General features: G+C 69.4%; 15 protein-coding genes. 5 read left to right on the plus strand and 10 right to left on the minus strand.

Translation table 11 applies throughout. From position 1 onward, the window contains the following. Positions 1–83: 83 nt before the first annotated feature. Positions 84–1043, plus strand: coding sequence for an L-lactate dehydrogenase (locus NHL53_RS00105; protein ID WP_433773908.1), 960 nt, complete (start codon positions 84–86; stop codon positions 1041–1043). A 721-nt stretch (positions 1044–1764) separates the two neighbouring features. Here the strand turns inward: NHL53_RS00105 and NHL53_RS00110 are convergent. Beyond that, entirely contained in the window at positions 1765–2196 is a 432-nt protein-coding gene (locus NHL53_RS00110; protein ID WP_433773910.1) for a hypothetical protein, read from the minus strand. Positions 2197–2248: 52 nt separating this feature from the next. Then, on the minus strand, positions 2249–3601 hold the full coding sequence (gene radA / locus NHL53_RS00115) for a DNA repair protein RadA (RefSeq protein ID WP_433773912.1): 1353 nt from the start codon (positions 3599–3601) through the stop codon (positions 2249–2251). A gap of 96 nt (positions 3602–3697) precedes the next feature. On the opposite strand from radA, the gene NHL53_RS00120 reads away from it, so the two are divergent. Then, a complete protein-coding gene (locus NHL53_RS00120) occupies positions 3698–5059 on the plus strand; it encodes an MFS transporter (RefSeq protein WP_433773913.1) in 1362 nt (453 codons plus the stop codon). Between the two features lie 43 nt (positions 5060–5102). Here NHL53_RS00120 and NHL53_RS00125 read toward each other — a convergent pair whose 3' ends face one another. From NHL53_RS00125 to NHL53_RS00145, 5 genes are all read right to left on the minus strand, one after another. Then, on the minus strand, positions 5103–5834 hold the full coding sequence (locus NHL53_RS00125; protein ID WP_433773915.1) for an alpha/beta fold hydrolase: 732 nt from the start codon (positions 5832–5834) through the stop codon (positions 5103–5105). Between the two features lie 520 nt (positions 5835–6354). Further along, complete coding sequence (locus NHL53_RS00130; protein WP_433773917.1) at positions 6355–6762, minus strand: dehydrogenase; 408 nt, start codon at positions 6760–6762, stop codon at positions 6355–6357. A 249-nt stretch (positions 6763–7011) separates the two neighbouring features. Then, positions 7012–7701, minus strand: coding sequence for a hypothetical protein (locus NHL53_RS00135; protein ID WP_433773918.1), 690 nt, complete (start codon positions 7699–7701; stop codon positions 7012–7014). Positions 7702–7710: 9 nt separating this feature from the next. Beyond that, the gene (locus NHL53_RS00140; protein WP_433773920.1) at positions 7711–8217 is read right to left on the minus strand and encodes an amino-acid N-acetyltransferase; all 507 of its coding nucleotides are present in this window, start codon (positions 8215–8217) and stop codon (positions 7711–7713) included. A gap of 551 nt (positions 8218–8768) precedes the next feature. Then, positions 8769–11294: an ATP-dependent Clp protease ATP-binding subunit gene (locus NHL53_RS00145; protein WP_433773922.1), complete on the minus strand. Its 2526-nt coding sequence runs from the start codon at positions 11292–11294 to the stop codon at positions 8769–8771. Between the two features lie 231 nt (positions 11295–11525). On the opposite strand from NHL53_RS00145, the gene NHL53_RS00150 reads away from it, so the two are divergent. The 3 genes from NHL53_RS00150 (at position 11526) to NHL53_RS00160 (ending at position 12614) form a co-directional block, all read left to right on the plus strand. Beyond that, positions 11526–11768, plus strand: coding sequence for a hypothetical protein (locus tag NHL53_RS00150; protein WP_433773924.1), 243 nt, complete (start codon positions 11526–11528; stop codon positions 11766–11768). Beyond that, positions 11765–12166 carry a type II toxin-antitoxin system VapC family toxin gene (locus tag NHL53_RS00155; RefSeq protein ID WP_433773926.1) on the plus strand — a complete coding sequence of 134 codons (402 nt, stop codon included), beginning with the start codon at positions 11765–11767 and terminating at the stop codon, positions 12164–12166. The genes NHL53_RS00150 and NHL53_RS00155 overlap by 4 nt, the downstream gene beginning before the upstream one ends. A gap of 106 nt (positions 12167–12272) precedes the next feature. Beyond that, positions 12273–12614, plus strand: coding sequence for a carboxymuconolactone decarboxylase family protein (locus NHL53_RS00160; RefSeq protein WP_433773928.1), 342 nt, complete (start codon positions 12273–12275; stop codon positions 12612–12614). A gap of 19 nt (positions 12615–12633) precedes the next feature. Here NHL53_RS00160 and NHL53_RS00165 read toward each other — a convergent pair whose 3' ends face one another. The 3 genes from NHL53_RS00165 to NHL53_RS00175 are packed head-to-tail and all read right to left on the minus strand — an operon-like array spanning position 12634 to position 20219. Beyond that, the gene (locus NHL53_RS00165; RefSeq protein ID WP_433773929.1) at positions 12634–14379 is read right to left on the minus strand and encodes a DNA/RNA helicase domain-containing protein; all 1746 of its coding nucleotides are present in this window, start codon (positions 14377–14379) and stop codon (positions 12634–12636) included. After that, positions 14366–14686 (minus strand): nucleotide pyrophosphohydrolase, encoded by a 321-nt coding sequence (locus NHL53_RS00170; protein WP_433773931.1) that lies wholly within the window; start codon positions 14684–14686, stop codon positions 14366–14368. Before NHL53_RS00170 ends, NHL53_RS00165 begins: the two co-directional genes overlap by 14 nt. Positions 14687–14690: 4 nt before the next feature. Beyond that, positions 14691–20219 carry a DUF3320 domain-containing protein gene (locus tag NHL53_RS00175; protein ID WP_433773933.1) on the minus strand — a complete coding sequence of 1843 codons (5529 nt, stop codon included), beginning with the start codon at positions 20217–20219 and terminating at the stop codon, positions 14691–14693. Between the last annotated feature and the right edge of the window lie 2 nt (positions 20220–20221).

Below are 20221 nucleotides of genomic sequence, written 5' to 3' on the forward strand. Positions count from 1 at the left end.
CGTCTCCACTCAGGTCCGACGCGGCGGAAGGCTCGCCCCGGCGTCCCTTCCCCGCATCGCTCCGCACTGTCAGGATGAGGGACATGGCCGTCATCGAGAACGCGAAAGTGACCGTCGTCGGGGCGGGGTCGGTCGGATCCGCGACCGCCTACGCCATGCTCATCCGGGGCACCGCTCGCGAGGTGGTGCTGTACGACATCAACGCCGCGCGCGTCGAGGCGGAGGCGCTGGATCTCGCGCACGGGGCGATGTTCACGGGGTCGAGCGCGGTGACGGGCACGAGCGACATCGCGCGCACGGCGGGATCCCACGTGATCGTCGTGACCGCGGGGGCGGCTCAGAAGCCGGGGCAGACGCGACTCGAGCTCATCGAGACGAACGCGCGGATCTTCCGTTCGATGATCCCTCAGCTCGTCGAGGCGTCGCCGCGCGCGATCGTCGTCATCGTCACGAACCCCTGCGACGTGCTGACGATGCTCGCCGTCGAGCAGACGGGGGCGGATCCGGCCCGCATGTTCGCGTCGGGCTGCGTGCTCGACACCTCGCGGCTGCGCTGGGCGCTCGCCCAGCGCGCCGGGGTCGACGCGCGATCGGTGCACGCGCATATCGCGGGCGAGCACGGCGACTCGGAGTTCCCGCTCTGGTCGACCGCGACGATCGGCCCGGTGCCGCTGCGGGAGTGGCAGAGCGACGGCGCGATGCTCTTCCCCGAGGCGGAGCTCGATCGCATCGCCGAGCAGGTGCGCACGGCCGCCTACGCGATCATCGAGGGCAAGGGGTCCACGAACTACGCGATCGGCCTGTCGGCCACGCGCATCGCGGAGGCGGTGCTGCGCGACGAGCGGGCGATCCTGCCCGTGTCGACCGTGCTCGACGGCGTGCACGGCATCGACGGGATCGCCCTGTCCGTGCCGTCGGTGGTCGGCTCGGCCGGGGCGACGCCGCTGCGGCAGACGCGGTTCTCCGATCGGGAGCGAGAGCAGCTGGAGGCCTCCGCGCGCACGCTCGCCGACACGGCCGACGCCGTGCGCGGCGCGCTGTAGCCCGGCGGCGGGGGAGGCGTTTTGCAGGCTCGGGGCGGACGTCCACCGGCCGAGTCGCGGAAACGCACGCTTGACCGGGCCGAATCGGTGCATTTCGCAGACTCGGGGCGGCAGGCCCCGCACCGAGTATCGGAAACGTACGCTTGGCCGGGCCTGATCGGTGCGTTTCCCAGACGCGAAACGGCAAACCTCGCACCGAGTCGCAGAAGCACACGCCCGGCCGGACCGAATCGGTGCATTTCGCAGACCCGGGACGGCAAGCCCCGCGCCGAGTCTCGGAAGCGCAGGCTTGGCCGGGCCTGATTGGTGCGTTTCCCAGGCGCGAAACGGCAAACCTCGCACCGAGTCGCAGAAACGCACCCTCACCGGGCCCAGGTCGGTGCATCTCGCAGACCCGGGCCGCGCCGCCGATCACCGATGCTCTGGTGCGGCCCCAACCCGGATCGTCGAACACGCCCTTGCCCCGGCCCGGATCCATGCGTTCCACCGACGCGAACCACGGGCCACGGATCCGGGTCGGGGAAACGCACCCGCCACAGCACCTGAGCGATGCGTTTCGCATACTCGGGGCGGCAGACCACCGGCCGAGTCGAAGAAGCGCACCCTCACCGGGCCTGGATCGATGCGTTCCGCAGACTCGGGACGGCAGACCCCGATACGACGCGGACGTCCCCTGCGCGAGCGCCGAACATCCCCGAGTCCGGGCGGCGGGAGGCCGCCGTCAACGCTGCTTCCGCTGCCTCCGGGCCTTGATCCGCTGGACGGCGAACGCCCAGAGCATGAGCGCGGCGGTGCCCCAGGTGAGGATCGCGAGGAACCACATCGGCGCCTTCCGGCCGCCGCCTCCGACTGCCGCGCTCCAGCCCGCGTCGCTCGCCTGGCCGACGATCGGGGCGGCGCACCAGAGCGCGATGCCGGCGAGGAAGAAGAACCAGGACAGCCCGTTGGGCCCACGCACGGACGACGGCCGCCTGCGCACCGCCGGCAGCAGTCCGAGCCCCGCGATCGCGAACCCTCCCGCGAGGAGCATGAACACGCCCGTCTCCGACACGAGGGGAATCGCTCCGAGGAGAATCGGCGCCAGCAGCGCGAGGAACACGACGCCGAAGGCGCAGAAGGCGACCACCTCCTGCCAACCGCCGGTTCTCCGCATCACCCTCCCCCTTCGCGCGTCGTCCTCACCCTATGCGGGGACCGCCACGCAGTCAGAACTCAGGGATGTCCGGCAGATCGGCAATCCGGTGCGCGCGGATGTCCTCGAGAGCGGCGCGGAGCTTGCCGGATCGATCGTCAATGACGCGGCTGTAGCCGAGGCGCGCGGCCTCGGATCGGCGCTGCGTCGCCTGCGTGACGGGGCGCACCTCGCCCGCCAGCGACAGCTCGCCCGTGGCGGCGATCTCGCGCGGCACGGCCCAGTGGCGCAGGGATCCGGCGACCGCGACGGCGATCGCGAGGTCGGCGGCGGGCTCGGTGAACCGCACGCCGCCGACGGTCGAGACGTAGACGTCCTGGTCGCTCGTCTTGATGCCCGCGCGGCGCTCGAGCACGGCGAGCACCATCGCGACGCGCGACTGATCCACGCCGCTCACGATGCGCCGCGGGTTCGGAGCGCCCGTGGGGATCGTGAGCGCCTGCACCTCGACGGGGAGCGCGCGGCGCCCCTCGAGCGCGATGCCGACGCAGGTGCCGGGTTCGGGGGATCCGTGCGACAGGAACAGGCCCGACGGATCCGGCACCTCCTGGATGCCGTCGCCCGCCATCTCGAAGCAGCCGACCTCGTCGGTCGCGCCGAAGCGGTTCTTGAGCGCGCGGATGAAGCGCAGCGCGGTCTGACGGTCTCCCTCGAACTGGCAGACGACATCGACGAGGTGCTCGAGCACGCGCGGACCCGCGACCTGGCCGTCTTTCGTGACGTGACCGACGAGGATGATCGGCAGGTCGCGCTCCTTCGCGACGCGGATGAGCGTGGAGGCGACCTCGCGCACCTGCCCCGGCATTCCCGCCGCCCCGTCCTGCAGAGACGACGCGACCGTCTGCACGGAGTCGACGATGACGAGCTCGGGTTCCACCGAGTCGATGTGGCCGAGCACGGTGGCGAGATCGGTCTCGCTCGCGAGGAAGAGGTCGTCGTAGAGCGCCCCCGTGCGCTCGGCGCGCAGACGCACCTGCGCGACGGATTCCTCCGCGCTGACGTAGAGCACGCGCCGCCCGTCGCTCGCCGCCCGCGCTGCCACCTCGAGCAGCAGCGTCGACTTGCCGACGCCCGGCTCGCCCGAGAGCAGGATCGCGGCGCCCGGCACGATGCCCCCGCCGAGCACGCGGTCGAACTCGCCGAGGCCGCTGGGACGCCGGGGCACCTCCCCCGCCGAGACCGCCGTGATGGGACGTGCCGATGCCGAGGGCGCGAGCGACTGCACCCGCTTGGCCGCGGGCTTCTGCCCCTGCTCGACGACCGTGCCCCACTGCTGGCACTCCCCGCACCGGCCCACCCACTTCGCGGTGGTCCAGCCGCACTCCGAGCAGACGTACGCGGGAGATGCCTGACGCTTCGATGCCATGCGACCACCCTACGAAGGGGGTCTGACAAACGAAGGCGGGACGATGTCGAGCGGGACGCTCGTTCGTTTGTCGGACGCCCCGCATAGAGTGACCGCGTGCCTCACCCCTCGCCCTCCCGCGTCCTGTGGATCGCCATCCTCGGGTCGTTCGTCGCGTTCCTCGACGGCACGGTGGCGAACGTGGCGCTCCCGGCCATCGACCGCGAGCTGGGCGGCGGGCTCGCGACCCAGCAGTGGGTCGTCGACGGCTACCTCATCACGCTCGGCGCGCTCATGCTCGTCGCGGGGTCGGCGAGCGATGCGCTCGGGCGCGCGCTCGTGCTGCGCATCGGCCTCGTGGGCTTCGGCGTCGCGTCGGTCGCGATCGCCGTCGCCCCGACGCCAGAGGCGCTCGTCGCCGCCCGGCTCGTTCAGGGAGCCGCGGGGGCGTTCCTCGTGCCGAGCTCGCTCGCCCTCATCACCTCGACCTTCTCCGGGCCGGCGCAGGCGAAGGCGATCGGCACGTGGACCTCGATCACGACCGGTGCCATGATCGTCGGCCCGCTGCTCGGCGGGGCGCTCGTCGACCTCGCGAGCTGGCGGCTCGCGTTCCTCATCAACGTGCTGCCGATCGGCGCGACGCTCTGGCTCGCGCGCGGGCTCGCGGATCCGCCGCGCCGCGCCGACGCGCGCATCGACCTGCTCGGGGCCGTGCTGTGCAGCGCAGGGCTCGGCGGCATCGTGTTCGCGCTCATCGAGCAGCCGCGCCTCGGGTGGGCCCACCCCGCGATCCCCGTCGCCCTCGTCGCCGGCGCGGCGATGTTCACGCTGTTCCTCCTGCGCCAGCGCACGGCGCCCCGCCCGATCCTGCCGCTCGATCTGTTCCGCGTGCGCAACTTCTGGACCGGGAACGTCGCGACGGCGCTCGTGTACGGCGCGCTGTCTCTCAACGGCTTCGTGCTCGCGGTGTACCTGCAGGAGGGCGCGGGGCTCAGCGCCACCCTCGCGGGGCTCGCGAGCCTGCCGACGACGATCCTCATGATCCTGCTCAGCTCCCGCATCGGCGCGCTCGCGGGGCGCTGGGGCGCCCGGCTGTTCATGACGGCGGGGCCGATCATCATGGGCGCGGGCTCCGCGCTGCTGCTCGCCGTCGCCCCCGACTTCGACTACTGGTGGCAGGTGCTGCCCGGCATGGTCGTGTTCGGGCTCGGCCTGTCGCTGACCGTGTCGCCGCTCACCTCGACGATCCTCGGATCCATCGACCCCGCGCGCAGCGGCATCGCGAGCGCCGCGAACAACGCGATCTCGCGCGTCGCGGGGCTCGTCGCGATCGCGGCGATCGGCACGATCGTCGGCGGAGAGCTCGACCTCGCGGGCTTCCACCGCACGTGCCTGGTCGTCGCGGGGCTGCTGGCCGCGGGCGGGGTCGTGTCGTGGCTCGGGATCCGCACCCCGCGGCAGGACGCCGAACGCCCCTGAGCGGATCCGGTCGCCGGCTTCGGGGAACGGAACCCGCGCGGTGTCAGGACGCCGCGTCTCCTCCGGCGCGCGGGGCGACGCCGTCGACGGTCTCGACGAGGATCCGCGCGGTGTCCTCCGGCCGGGTGAGCTGCGGCCAGTGACTCGTCGGCAGGTCGATGATGGTCCGGTCGCGAACGGCGGCGAGCTCAGAGGCGATCGGGTGGCCGGCCTCGATGAGCTGATCGATCTGCGCCGGGGAGATCGTCGTCGCGATCACCGTGATGGGGATGTCCCGCCGGCGCTCGTCGCGCAGCACGATCGGGTCGGAGGCGACGCGCGCCGGCACCGGGATCGCGTCGGCGACGAACCTCTCGAGGTCGGCTTCCGTGAAGCCGATGAGCTCCTGCTCGTCGAAGAAGGCCGCCCGGTCCTCCGGGAAGGGCACGCGTCCGTCGATGACGGGCAGCTCGTCGTTGATCGCGGAGCCGGCGGGCGGCGGGACCGCATCCGCGAAGACCACGTGCGCCACGCGATCCGGTCGCGCATCCGCCGCGCCCCACGCGACGTTGCCGCCGCCCGAGTGCCCGACCAGGACGACCGGGCCTTCGGCCGCGTCGATCAGCGCGACGACCGCATCGATCTGCTCCTGCAGGCCGATGTCGGCGCCGTCGCCATCCGCGAGCCCCGGCAGCGTCGGAGCGTGGACGCGATGTCCGGCCCGCTCGAGCGCAGACGCCTGCGCCGCCCACGATGATCCGTCGAGCCAGAATCCGGCGAGGAGGATGACGTCCATGCGCGAACGCTACTCGCTCCCGTCGCGACGCGCACCGGGTCGGGCGCGCACTCTCCTGCCCCCCCGCACGAGGATCACCGGAGGCACGCCGCCCCCGCGACCTCCCGCGGAGCTGCGGCTGCTCCGCCCCTCACGAGAGCGAGCCGTGCGGGGTCGCCGGGGAACGCCGCCCCGGCCGTCGAACGGGCGACCTCCCGCGGCGCGCACGGGGGACGGACGATCCGCACCTGTCCCGCCTCGTCATCGTGGAGGTCAGGGCACGAGCGCTCCACGGGGTGCGCTTGAGCCCTTCACGGGGTCGAGCGCGGCACGGATCGCCGGCCTGCGTCCCTCACGAGATCACATCGAGCCGTGCAGGGGCCGCCCCGGCCATCGAACAGGAACCTCCCGCGGCGTGCGATTCGCATCCGCCACCCCTCGTCATCGCGGAGGTCTGGGCTCGAGCGCCACGAGCGTCGCCCCGGCCGTCGAACGGGCGACCTCCCGCAACGACTCCGGCGGGCGGTCCGGCAGAGACCCGCTAGGCCTCCAGAGCCGCGAGCAGATCGCCGGGGGACGCCTGCATCGGGTGGGGGCCCGCGATGTCGAGGAACACGGTCGTGATCGTGTCGCGGTATCGCGTGAGGAACGACACGAGCCAGGCCGGCGAGTACACGCCGACGCCGGGCGGGAGGTTCTTCGGCTTGTTGCGGGCGTCGCTGAACAGCAGCAGCGCCACGTCGCCGGTCGTCGCGTCGCGGTAGGTCCACACCTCGCCGCCGTCGAGAGGGTTGTCTCGCGGGCCGGGCTTGACGAGCGGCACGACCGTGTTGCCGTTGCGCAGCGCGAGCGCCACCGCCGCCATGTCCTGCTTCTCGAGCGCCTGGGCGAGCGCCTCCGAGCGGAACTCGTCCGGATCCGCGACCTGCTTCCTGCGCTTCTTGACCATGGATCCCAGCCTACGTTTCCCGGGGCGGACGGCGGCGCGCGGCGAACATCGGAGAGGAGCGCCATGCGCTCCGTCCGTCTCCGGCGGCGCGCTCCCGCCGGGCCCGCGCTCCGACCACTCCCGCGGATGCGCGTGCAGAGGCACGGCGTTCCGGCGCCCGAGCGGATCCCCGCACCGCCGGTCTCGCTCGGCGCGACGCCGAGCTGGCGTGCTTCTGTGCGTCCGGCCGCCGCCGGACGGTGCGCCGCCTCAGTTGAGGACGAAGGTCGCGGCCTCCGAGGTGGCGTCGCCGATCGAGACGGTGAGCGTGTAGGTGGCGCCCCCGCCGACGGCGGGCGGACGGCCGTCGCTCTCGCACGTGTCAACGGAAGATCGAGTGCGGTTCCAGACGACGGGCTGCTCGGTCGTCACGTTCTGCCCGGCCTCGAGTGTGACCCAGTGGTCGCTCGGCTCCACCTGGCAGTCGGTCGACCGCCACCACTCGTCGGCGCCGCTCGCGATCACGAAGCGCTGCTGCGACGTGCCGACGTTGATGATGCAGTCGGATCCGCTGTCGTTGGTCAGCTCGACCGTCAGCTGCGGCTCCTCGCCAGGCTCGTAGGTCTTCTTGTCGGTGTGCGCGACGACGTGCAGTGCTCCCTCCGCGCACTCCTCCGGCTCCTCCTCGGTGGGCGTGGGGCTCGGTTCGGGGTCACCGTCGCCGGGCGACTCGCCGGGCAGCAGCGTGGGCACGGGATCCTCCGGCTCCGCGGCGACGGGCTCGTCGCTGCTGAGGAACGGCAGGTTCTGCCACGGCTGGGCGATGACGAGCCAGCGGATCCCGAAGAACAGTCCCGTCGCGATCCCGGCGATGAGGATCAGCGCGATGATCCCGAGCACGAGGCGCCGGCGCCGGTACACGGCGCGGGACTGGCGGCGGGGCTTGCTCGAGGGACCCATGAGGGAAGGTTAGGCGAGCTGCTTCAGCATGCGCGTGTTGCCGAGGGTGTTGGGCTTCACGTGTGCGAGGTCGAGGAACTCGGCGACGCCCTCGTCGGGGCTGCGGATGAGCTGGGCGTACACGTCGGGTGAGACGACCTGCTCGCCGATCTCGCGGAAGCCGCGGCGCTCGAAGAACGTCGTCTCGAACGTGAGGCAGAACAGCCGCGTGAGGCCGAGCGCGCGGGCGTTGTCTTCGAGCACGTCGACGAGGGCGCGGCCGACGCCGTGGTGCAGCCAGTCGTCGTCGACGAGGAGCGTGCGGATCTCGCCGAGGTCGTCCCACATGACGTGGAGGGCGCCGCAGCCGATGACCCGGTCGCTCTCGTCGACCGCGACGACGAACTCCTGCGTCGCCCCGTACAGCACCACGAGATCCTTGCCGAGCAGGATGCGCCGCATGACGTAGGGCTGGAGCATGCGGTGCACGCTCTCCATGTCTGCGGCTCGCGCGGGGCGCACGGTGAAGTCGGTCATCGCCCCGAGGCTAGCGATCTTCCCTGACCGGTCGCCAGACGTCCGCGGCGTGGGGCGGGATGCGGGGCCGGGTTCGGGGCGGCTCCGCGAAGCGGGCATCGGGATCCGGCACGCGGCGGGATCCCCGGGTCACCGCGAGACGTCATTCCCCGTGCCCGGAGGCGGCGGATCTCGGCGACCCCGTGCGTCGCTCCCCGATGGGTCGCCAGGAAACGCGGCCTCGCGCGTCCCGGAAACTGCATACCCTGGCGACCCGTCCACCGCTCCCCGGACAGGTCGTCAGAGAATGCCGCCCGCGTTCCAGAAGCGACGGCTCTCGGCGACCCCGCGCCGCTCCTCCACCGGTCGCCATGAAACGCGACCTCGAGCGCCCCGGAAGCCGCATGCCCTGGCGACCCGCACCACCGCGGGCCGGACGGGTCGCCACGAGTTGCCGACCCGCGCGCTCGGAGGCGACGGATCTCTACGCCCCGCCCGCCGTCCCCGACGAACGCACCCCCGAACACGCGGAACGGCCCCGCACCTCGTGGTGCGGGGCCGTTCGCGGCGGGTCACTCGCCGAGGGCGGTGATCTCGGGGGTGGCGGTGATGTCGCCGCCGGTGTTCACGCCGACCGAGACGCGCTCGCCGCGCGGCTCGTTGTGGAACGTGAACGTGCCGTCCTCGACGTCGACCTTGATGTGGTCGCCCGATTCGAGCTGGCCCGAGAGCATCGACTCGGAGAGGCGATCCTCGATCTCGCGCTGCATCGCACGGCGCAGCGGGCGGGCGCCGAGCGTCGGGTCGAAGCCGATCTCGATGAGGCGCTCCTTGGCGGTCTGCGACAGCTCGATCGTCATGTCGCGGTCGAGCAGCCGCTCGCCGAGGCGCTTCGTGAACAGATCCACGATCTGCAGCAGCTCGGTCTTCGTGAGCTGCGGGAACACGATGACGTCGTCGACGCGGTTGAGGAACTCGGGCTTGAACTGGCGCTTCAGTTCCTCGTCGACCTTGCCCTTCATGCGCTCGTAGGTGGTCTGCTGGTTGCCCTCGACCTGGAAGCCGACGGGGCCGCCCGCGATCGCCGACGAACCGAGGTTCGTCGTCATGATGATCACCGTGTTCTTGAAGTCGACGACGCGACCCTGACCGTCGGTGAGGCGTCCTTCTTCGAGGATCTGCAGCAGCGAGTTGAAGATGTCGACGTGCGCCTTCTCGATCTCGTCGAAGAGCACGACCGAGAACGGCTTGCGGCGCACCTTCTCGGTGAGCTGGCCGCCCTCCTCGAACCCGACGAACCCGGGAGGGGCTCCGAACAGGCGCGAGACGGTGTGCTTCTCGCTGAACTCCGACATGTCGAGGCTGATCAGCGCGTCCTCGTCGTCGAAGAGGAACTCGGCGAGGGCCTTCGCGAGCTCGGTCTTTCCGACGCCGGTGGGGCCGGCGAAGATGAACGAGCCCGACGGACGCTTCGGGTCCTTGAGGCCGGCGCGCTGGCGGCGGATGGTCTTCGAGAGGGCCGAGATAGCCTCCTCCTGACCGATGACGCGCTCGTGCAGGGCCTTCTCCATGAAGACGAGACGGCTCGTCTCCTCCTCGGTGAGCTTGAACACGGGGATGCCCGTGGCCTGGGCCAGCACTTCGGCGATAAGCCCCTCGTCGACGACGGCCTTCGTCTCGACCTCGCCGGCGCGCCACTGCTTCTCGAGGCGCAGGCGCTCGCCGAGCAGCTGCTTCTCCTCGTCGCGCAGGGCGGCGGCCTTCTCGAAGTCCTGCTCCTCGGAGGCGACTTCCTTCTGCTCGCGCACCTTCTGGATCCGCTCGTCGAACTCGCGCAGCTCGGGCGGGCTCGACAGGATCGACAGGCGCAGGCGGGCGCCGGCCTCGTCGAGGAGGTCGATGGCCTTGTCGGGCAGGAAGCGGTCCTGCACGTAGCGGTCGGCGAGGTTCGCCGCGGCGACGAGGGCGCCATCGGTGATCTGCACCTTGTGGAACGCCTCGTAGTGGTCGCGCAGGCCCTTGAGGATGTTGATGGCGTGCGGCAGCGACGGCTCGTTCACCTGGATGGGCTGGAACCGGCGCTCGAGCGCGGCGTCCTTCTCGAAGTGCTTGCGGTACTCGTCGAGGGTCGTGGCGCCGATGGTCTGCAGCTCGCCGCGGGCGAGCAGCGGCTTGAGGATGCTGGCGGCGTCGATCGCGCCCTCCGCGGCGCCCGCGCCGACGAGGGTGTGGATCTCGTCGATGAAGACGATGATGTCGCCGCGCGTGCGGATCTCCTTGGTGACCTTCTTGAGGCGCTCCTCGAAGTCTCCGCGGTAGCGGGATCCGGCGATGAGCGATCCGAGGTCGAGGGAGTACAGCTGCTTGTCCTTGAGCGTCTCGGGCACGTCGCCCTTGACGATCGCCTGGGCGAGGCCCTCGACGACGGCGGTCTTGCCGACGCCGGGCTCGCCGATGAGGACGGGGTTGTTCTTGGAGCGGCGCGACAGGATCTGCATGACGCGCTCGATCTCCTTCTCGCGCCCGATGACGGGGTCGAGCTTGTTGTCGCGCGCGGCCTGCGTGAGGTTGCGGCCGAACTGGTCGAGCACCTGCGAGCCCTTGCCCGTGGGCTCCTGCGACTCCTGGCCGGCGGGCGTGACGCCCACGGGCTCCTTGCCCTGGTAGCCGGAGAGCAGCTGGATGACCTGCTGGCGCACCTTGTTGAGGTCGGCGCCGAGCTTGACGAGCACCTGGGCGGCGACGCCCTCGCCCTCGCGGATGAGGCCGAGGAGGATGTGCTCGGTGCCGATGTAGTTGTGGCCGAGCTGCAGCGCCTCGCGCAGGGACAGCTCGAGCACCTTCTTCGCGCGGGGCGTGAAGGGGATGTGGCCGGTGGGCTGCTGCTGGCCCTGGCCGATGATGTCCTGCACCTGCTCGCGCACGGCGTCGAGCGAGATGTCGAGCGACTCGAGGGCCTTGGCGGCGACTCCCTCGCCCTCGTGGATGAGGCCGAGCAGGATGTGCTCGGTCCCGATGTAGTTGTGGTTGAGCATCTTCGCCTCTTCCTGGGCGAGCACAACCACGCGACGGGCACGGTCGGTGAACCTCTCGAACATGTCACTCCTCCGGGCACTGGGCCGATCCGACGTCGCCATCCGGCGCGTCGTGGATTCCACGGTAGTCAGCGATCAGCGGCCCCGGAGCCGTGTTCGCCGTGGGCATATCCGTCATTCCCTCCTCCCGCGGGTGTGCGGGATCCGCGTGAGAACAGTCTGGCGAGGGGGTCTGACAGACGAAGGAGCCGGATCCCCTTCCGCCCGCCAGAAGCACATGCGATAATTACATGCATGGTTGCCATGCAGATTCGCGATGTGCCCGATGAGGACAGAGACGCCCTCGCGGCACAGGCGCGCGAGCGCGGCGTCTCCCTGCAGACGCTCCTTCGTGAACTCGTCTCGCGCGAAGCCAAAGCGCAGCGGCAGCGGCAGTGGTTGGCCGAAGTGACGTCCCGCGCCGTTCCGCGCCCCGAGGGCGTCCCGAGTCTGGCGGAAACGATCCGCGACGATCGCGAGCGAGACGCGACTCTGTGACCATCGTCATCGACGCGTCGGCCTTCGCGCACCTCTACGAACCCTCCTCGCTGATGCCCGTGGTCGTCGGTGCGCTGCGCGATGACCCCGACTGGGCGGCGCCCGAGCATCTGCGTCTCGAAGTGGCGAGTGCGCTGCGCGGGCGCTTCCTCGGCGGACATCTGACACAGGCCCAGTTCGAGACCGCGCTGAGGGATCTGGCGCGAGCGCAGATCGAGAGCATGCCCACCGCCCCGCTGCTGCCCCGGATCGCCGAACTCGCTCCGAACGCGACGACCTACGACGCAGCGTACGTCGCGCTTGCGGAGGCCCTGGACGCGCCGCTCCTCACCGTCGATGCGAAGCTCGCACGAATTCCCGGGATCCGATGCGAGGTCCGTCTGCTCGCCACGGGATGATCAAGCGGCCCCGCGCCCAGCCCACTTGCCTCCCGCGCAGTCCAGGCCGGATGCCACACACCGCAACACGGGGCCGCGCGTCGGAGGCCGGCGCTAGCGTGGCGCCATGAGCGACCACTACCTCGACCCCACGGACAAGAAGTACACGCGCGTCTACAAGAGCGAGACGCCCGACATCCTGCAGGCGTTCGGCGGCTTCAACGACGCCGTGTTCGCGGCGGAGGGTCGCGAGATCCCCCTCAAGTACCGCGAGCTCATCGCCGTGGCCGTCGCCCTGTCGACGCAGTGCGTCTACTGCATCGAGAGCCACTCGACGAAGGCGGTCGAGGCGGGCGCGACCGAGGCCGAGCTCGCGGAGGCCGCATGGGTCGCCTCCGCGCTCAAGGCCGGCGGCGCCTTCGCCCACGGACGCCTCGCGTTCAAGCTGTCGGGCGAGCACACGCACTGAGGGCGCGGCTCCGCCCGACTCACTTCCCGACGACGATGCGCGCCGTTCCGGCGAGCACATCCCGCAGGCGCTCCCGAAGCGCCTCATCGTGCACGAAGATGTACGTTCCGCGCATCCCGCGGGAGAGCAGCACGACGTAGATGTTGACGACGAGCGCCAGCAGCCGATCGTCGTCGGTGCGCACGCCGTACTTGGGGCTGTTCTCTTTGCCCTTCGCGTCGTGATAGCTGCGGCGATCCACGACGATCCGCTGGGCATCCGGATCCCACCGCAGCTCGGGTCCGATGATGACGCCGGCGTAGTTGAGGTCGTATCCCTGCACGGTGTGGATGGAACCGACTTCGTCGGCCGACCCCGCAGAGCTGATCCAGTCTGTCGTCGCGCGGTTCCACCGCATGCGCAGCTCGTCGATCTCGATGTCGTAGGCAGCGGGATCCTTCCGAGACCGCCAGCGATAGCCGTAGCCGGCGAGCATGCGCGCGAGACCGAACTCGTCTTCTCGACGCCGGATCTCCGAGCGCATCTCGGATGCGGACTCGAAGAACCGCAGGTCGTACTCGCCGACGTCGACGGGGGCTGGGCGACCGCCTTCGAGTGCGGCGCGCACGTATCCGATGTAGTCGGTCCCCGCCTTCACGCGCATCTGCGTCATCAGCTTGTGCAGGCGGTGCGCACGCTCCGCTTCGGCGACGAGAGAGGCCTGCGTCTCGGGTGAGAGGTCGGCAGGGCGGACGGACTGTCCGCTGTCGACGAGGAAGATCTGGTGCTCGCTCTTCCTCCGGATCCAGTCGAGCTGCGTGAGCTCGGGGCGGTCCTCGCCGAACAGCTTCTCGTTGATCTCGCGATACGACCTGTTCAGCGCCGCGGCGGGCTGGTTGGCGCGCCTCGTGAGTCGATGCGCCTCGTCGACGACGACCAGATCGAAGTGCTCATCCGATTTCCCGAGCTGGAACGGGCTCATGACCATCGCCTTGCGGAGCCCGGGCGTGCGCGCGAAGACCTTGCCCACTGATTCCCGCAGCGACTGCTGGGGAATGACGAGGCCGATGCGCAGCCCCTGCGCGAGCTCGCGGTATCCCGGCCGGAAGAAGTCGGAGTACACCGAGTCGCTCTCGAGCAGGTCGGCGTCGTCGACCTCGCCGATGTCTCGCAGGAGTTTGATGAGGAAGATCGCGACGATGGTCTTGCCGGTTCCCGCCGCGCCCTGCACGACCGACATGCTCGGTCTCTTCGCGTCGAGGTCGTCGAACAGCCCTTCCAGGATCTGCTCGACCGCCGCTCGCTGCTGCGGGGCAAGGGACTTGAACGGCGACAGCTTGAAGAGGTCGCTGTTCTCGATCTCCTGTCGCGTCTTCGCGAACAGCCCCTGCTCGCGGAGCGCGTCGAAGACCTCCGCGAACGTCTGCTGGTAGGCGTGGCGGTCGTAGTAGTCGGCGTCGGTGACTCCGTCGTTGCGGTTGCGCACCTGCCGCTGTCCGTCGCCGCTGAGGTATCGGATGAGCTGGGATTCGAGGTCGAGGCAGGCCGACTTGTTGAAGCGGTCGTCGAGGATGATGCGCATCCGCCTCATCCCGCGGTTGCGCGAGGCGGGATCGCGGTGCTGGCGCATCCTCTTCGCCGCGTTGAGCGTCTCTCCGACGTACACCGAGGACGCGTCGTTCAGCAGGTAGACGACGGGCCAGTTGCTGTAGCGATCTCGGGAATCCGAGAGCGCGGCGACCGCGTCAGCGGTGAACGGACGCTCCTCGATCTCAAAGCTCGTCATACTTCGCGCTCCGACCTCGGGCCTTCTCGACCGGGTACTTCGCGCGCGTCACGGCGAGCTTGGAACGCACGATCTCGAGCGGATCCTCCCCCAGCGCGTCGGCGAGGAGCAGGCAGTACGTGAGCACGTCGGCGAGCTCGTCGCGCACGTTCGCGGTGTCGTCGGGCGCACCCCACTGGAACTCCTCGAGCAGTTCCGCGGCCTCGATGGAGATCGACTTCGCGAGGTTCTCGGGGGTGTGGAACTGCGCCCAGTCGCGCTCCGAGACGAACTCCCTCAGCTCGCGCTGCACGTCCTCGATCGACACGGGGTCAGTGTAGCGGGGGGCGGGGGGCGCCGAGCTCCTCCGAGAGCTGCAGCCCGGAGGGGCCCTCACGCAGAACGCCCTGATGCAGCAGCCACGCGATCTCTGCCTCGATGCGTGAGCGGATGTCACTACCCGTCCGACGCCATCCGAAGATGTCGACGATGCCGGCGACAAGGTCCACCCGCGTGATCGAGATCGCATCGGCCACGAGGTTCGTCACCGCCCGACGCAGCTCCTCTGGCGGGATCTGGGCGATCGTGCGTCTGATGTCCGGCCCGCCGCGCCGCACGTCCTGTCGGGCCTCCGGCCGCCGGATGAACTCCCCATCGAAATCCACATCCAGCTTCTCCACTGCGGCGACCACCGTCTGTCTGATGCGTCTCCCCATCCGCCCGTAGTCCGAGTGCTCGCGCACCCGCTCCAGAAGGACATCGATGTGCATGGGCGCTTCGACGCGTGTGATGACGTCAACGGGATAGGCCAGGTCCGACGCGCTGAGCGGATCGCTCAGATCCAGACCTCTGATGCCCACACCCTCCTCTGCGACTTCGTAGTCGACCACCCAGTCGGGATCATGGGAAAGCGTTCGCGTGGTGGTCTCCACCGGAGGGACCCCGGACGCATGGCTGTTCGGCGCAGACAGGCGTCCCACCACCGGCTGCCGAGCGAGATCCTCCAGGAGAAGACGCAGGCGCTCCTTCTCGCGATTCGGCTGCCGGTACCAGGAGGTCCCCCAGATGTGGTGGAGCTTCCACCCCAGCCCCTCGAGGATCTCGTGCCGGAGCCGATCTCGATCGCGAGCAGCGCGACTCGAGTGGTACATCGCGCCGTCGCATTCCACTCCGACGAGAAAGACGCCGGGCTGCTCCGGATGCTTCACGCCGATGTCGATGCGATAGCCCGCCACTCCCACCTGCGGCTGGACCTCGAAGCCGAGACTGCGAACGTAGTCGACCACGGCGTCTTCGAACGGCGACTCGGTGTCGAGGCCCTCCGGCCCGAGTTCGAGCGCCAGCGCGCCGTCTCCGCGCTCGGCGAAGTCGAGATAGCGCTTCAGATGGCGAGCACCGGTGCTGGGGACCTCGCCGATGTCTCCTGCAGTCATCGAGGCCACCACCTCGACGAGTTCCTTGGCGCGCGTCACCGCGACGTTGAGACGTCGTTCCCCGCCGTTCCGGTTCACCGGACCGAAATTGCGATGCACCTTCCCATGCTCGTCCGGGCCGTATCCGATCGAGAAGATGATGACATCGCGTTCGTCTCCCTGAACCTCCTCGAGACTCTTGACGAAGAAAGCATCCGCGCGATCGTGACCGAAGTATCCATCCAGATGGGGACGTTCGCGCCGTGCGAGCTCCACAGCCGCTTCGATCGCATCCCGCTGCGTCGTCGAGAAGGCGACAACGCCGAGCGACTTTTCCGAACGCGTCTCATAGTGATGCACGACTCGCTTCGCGACTTCCCTCGCCTCGATCGGGTTGTCCCTGGGACCGGACCGCCGATAGGTGCCGTCCACCTTGATGAAGGTGACCCCGAGGTCGTCGCTCTCGCGGATGGCTCCCGGGAAGGTGATCAGCCGGTTCTCGTAGAACGACGTGTTCGAGTACGAGATGAGGTGCTCATGCCTGCTCCGGTAGTGCCACCGCAAGCTCTGCGTCGAGAACGAACCGCTGCCCTTCATGAGATCGAGGATCGACTCGAAGTCCTTCGCGTAGTCCTCCTCGGCATCATCGTCCTCCGCGTCGGACGAGACATCGAAGAAGGACGTCGGAGGCAGCTGCTTCTGATCCCCCGCAGCGATCAGCGACGCTCCGCGGTACACGCTGTTGATGGCGTCGCCCGGAAGCACTTGACTGGCCTCGTCGAAGATCACGACGTCGAACAGCTCGTCGGATGGCAGAAACTGGCTCACCGCCAGCGGACTCATCATGAAACACGGATGCATCGCCAGGATGACCTCGCGCGCATCGGAGATGAGCTGACGCACAGGCATGTGCTTGCGCTTCTTCTCCGCCTCTCTTCGGATGATGGCGGCCTGGCCCTGAGACGACTTCGGCCGGCGTTCGACCCCTTCGCGGATGATCGTCGCCACCGCTTCGCCAGCGAGGTCCCGGTCGAGTTCGCGGAACCGCGAGACCATGCCATCCCGATCGAGACCGTCCACGCCGGTCAGACGGTCGTCAGCGCGGAGCTGCGCATCGAGCCACGCACCGAAGACGGTGTGCAGCAGCAGCTTGCGCGCGTCGTCGCGACCCATGCTCGTCTCGCGTGCGTGTTCCCGCACGCGGCCCAATCCTGCGCTATCGAGCCGCGCGGCCGCGCTGCGGAGCGCGAACCAGTCCGTCGTCTCCTCTGCTCTCGAAAGCATCCGAGAGGTCAGGTCGCGTGCGCGGTCCAGGCGCGCGAAGGTCCCGCGCAAGACGCTTCGGCGGTCTTCGTCGAACCACCCGATGACCTCGTCGACGATCTTTCCGTGCTCCTGGACGACAGAAGACGCATCCGTCGTGAACGAGCTGCTGCGCAGTGCGGCCAGCTGCGCGGCGGTGAACGCCCGAGGTTTCTTCCCGCCACCGGCTGCTGCGAGCACCGAGTCCGCCCACTGGGTACCGTCGTGAAGTCGTCGCGCGCTCTGCACAGACGGAACGACGTCGTACCGACCGTCCAGCGCGTCACCCATCTCGCGCTGGGCCCGCATCACCTCGCCGAGGGCGCGATCGTAGTCAGCACGCACCCGAGCCGCGGTCTGGTGCTGAGCGAGCGTCGCGCCTGCCCCGAGACCGTCTCTCTGCGCTGAGACGAGCGACCGCCAGCACCGCAGCGTCTCCGTGGACGCATCGATGCTCTCGCCTGTCTGGACGAAGCTCTCGTCGAGCGACTGAGCCACCGTCTCCCTGGACGCGACCGTTTCCTGCCAGGAGGCCAGCGCGGACGCGGCCTCCGCGAGGAGCTCGCGCGCGTCAGCCTGCGTCGCGGAATCGGCCAGCAGCAGCGCTGTCGCCTCACGATCCACCAGTCGCGCCCGCGCCGTGTCCTCCGCGTGAGAAAGACGACGATCCAACCTCGCCGCAGCGGCTCCGGAGACCTCGTCAAGATGTTCTCCGAGCACCGCCGCGGCAGCGCGCATCCGCGTCGCATACTCCGTGTGCGCAGCGGACCAACGACGCGCTGACGGCAGATTCTCGAGAGCGGTCTTCCACGACGCCAGCGAGATCTCCGCCAATCGTCGCCGAAGCTCGCGGTGGTCGGCGCTCAGCCGACGAGAGATACCGCGCGCGGTGGAGGCGAGCCTCTCGATCGCGTCGAGATCGACGGACAGAGCCTGGGCGGTGAACGTCTCGCCGGCTGAAACGGCAGCCGCATCGAGTTCCGCCCGTGCCCCGCGCGCCTGCGTCACGGCAGCGCGAGCACGCCGGAGCGCACCCGGCTCGTAGCACCATTCCAGCTGCGGTTCGGCATCCGAGAGGAGCGCTCGCGCTGCGGCGATCACCTGCTCCACCTCGATCACCGTACGCGGAGCACGAGCGCCGATGAGCTTCGCGAGATCGGATGACCGGCCTTGGAGTCCGCGGAGCAGGTCGATGGCTCGCTGTGCCTTCTCCAGAGCCCGTTCGACGGCCTCTCCTGTTCCCTCCGCAGACAGGCCCGAGATCCGTGTGAGCGACTCCTCCATCTCGGGCAGACTCACGGGGGCCTCATCGCCGCGACGCTCCCACCCCCCGAGCCACGCCTCCTCCGCTCGCCGCTCGACGCTCTCCAGCGCGATGGCGGCGCTCAGACAGCGATCGGCGGAGGACGCCAGCGTCGAGAGCTCGTCCGCGCTCAACCAGGCCGCGTCATGATGCGCGGGTTCCGCATGCCACCTTTCGAGGAGAAGGAGAAGGCGTGAGAGGTCGCGCTCGGGGTGGAGGCCGAAAGCATGAGCGATGCTCTCGACGTCCGCCCGGATCTGCTCCATCGCCGCGATGCTCGTGTCGAGCTTCGTGAGGAGATAACGCACGTCTCCGTGATGCGTCAGGCCGTACCACGGAGCGCTCTCTCCCTGCTGGTGCAGGTCCCACAGGCGGGTCACCGCCTCGATGCTGCGCTGGATCTCCTGAAGTCCATCGGCAGTCAGAGTCGAGACGTCTCCGTCGAGCTCGGGCCCGACATGCGCGGTTCGCGTCTGCTCATACCAGCCGAGGACCTCATGGAACGTCACGCCAAGCGGGAGGCGCTTCTCGTTCGCCGCGACGACATAGGCGGTCAAAGCCTCCCTGTCGGCACGGAGCTGGGCGAGCTGTGCGAGGGACAGCCCGTGAGGCGGCACTGGGTCGCTCGCAAGCGCGGCGCCAAGCTGCGCGGCGACCTCCTTACGAGAGGACTTCGCGCTGTGCAGGTGGAAGACGAAAGCCCCCAGCCCCGATTGCTTCAGACGGCTGTGCACCACATCCAGTGCAACGGCCTTCTCCGAGACGAACAGCACGCGCTTCCCGGCGGCGATCAGCGCACCGATGATGTTCGCGATGGTCTGGCTCTTGCCCGTGCCCGGCGGGCCGTCCAGCGTGAAGCTCTTCCCTTCTACTGCGGCCTGGACCGCGGCGCGCTGGCTCGAGTCGGCATCGAGCACGAGGGGCGTGGTCTCAGGTGGCGCGACGACATCGATCTCCGCGTCGTCGTACGGCTCGAACAGGAAGGGGGACTCCGTCGGGCTGATCTCTCCGGAGAGGCTCTTCACGATCGGCGACTCGACGATCCGCTCCTCGTTGTCCAGGAGGTCGCGGTACATCGCTTCCTTGGCAAACATGAAGGTACGAAGCGCTGCGAGCTCGCGCACTTCCCACCCATCGGGGTAGCGCAGCGAGCGGAACAGATCGACGGCCGCCTCGATCCCCTCCTGTTCGATGGTCTCGAGGGCGTCCTCGCCGGTCGGTAGGTCGAGTCCGATCTCATCGGACAGACGGATCGCGAGGGCGGGGTTCACGACGACCTCCCCTTCGGCGAATGTCAGGAACCGACGCTCACGCGGTCCGGGCGACACGAGTTCCGCGGGTACGAGGAGCAGAGGGCTCCGTCGCCGGTTCCCGTTCGCTTCCTCCCAGACGAGTTCGCCGAAGGCGACGTAGAGCGTGCGGATCCCCTTGTCGACGAACGCTCGTCGCTCGTCCGCTGCGATGGATCGCAGTGCACGGTCGACATCGTGCTGGGTCTTGTCGACGAAGAGATGATCGGGGTGCGCACTGAGGTCGGTCTCCTGAACCTCGTCGAGCATCGCATCGGCGAGCTCGTCGAGGGTCTCCGCCTCCTCGCTGAGCTCTCGCCTCGGCCCTGTCTCGGGTCGGGTACCCATGATGTACGTCTCGGTAGGCGAGGAGATCGTCGCAGAGACCTCGGCCATCGTCTGTCGCGCGAACTCCAGCGTCTTGGCCGTGGCACGGTAGTTCAGAAGCGGGTTCACACCGTTGAGAGCGACGAGTGAATCTCGCCACTGTCGCAGGGCCGTGCGCGCTCTCCCGCTCTCTTCCCGCTCCTCCGATCTCTGCGCGTCATCGAGCATCC

The sequence above is a fragment of the Microbacterium sp. gxy059 genome (genome assembly GCF_050958665.1).
In the GTDB taxonomy this organism is placed as follows: domain Bacteria; phylum Actinomycetota; class Actinomycetes; order Actinomycetales; family Microbacteriaceae; genus Microbacterium.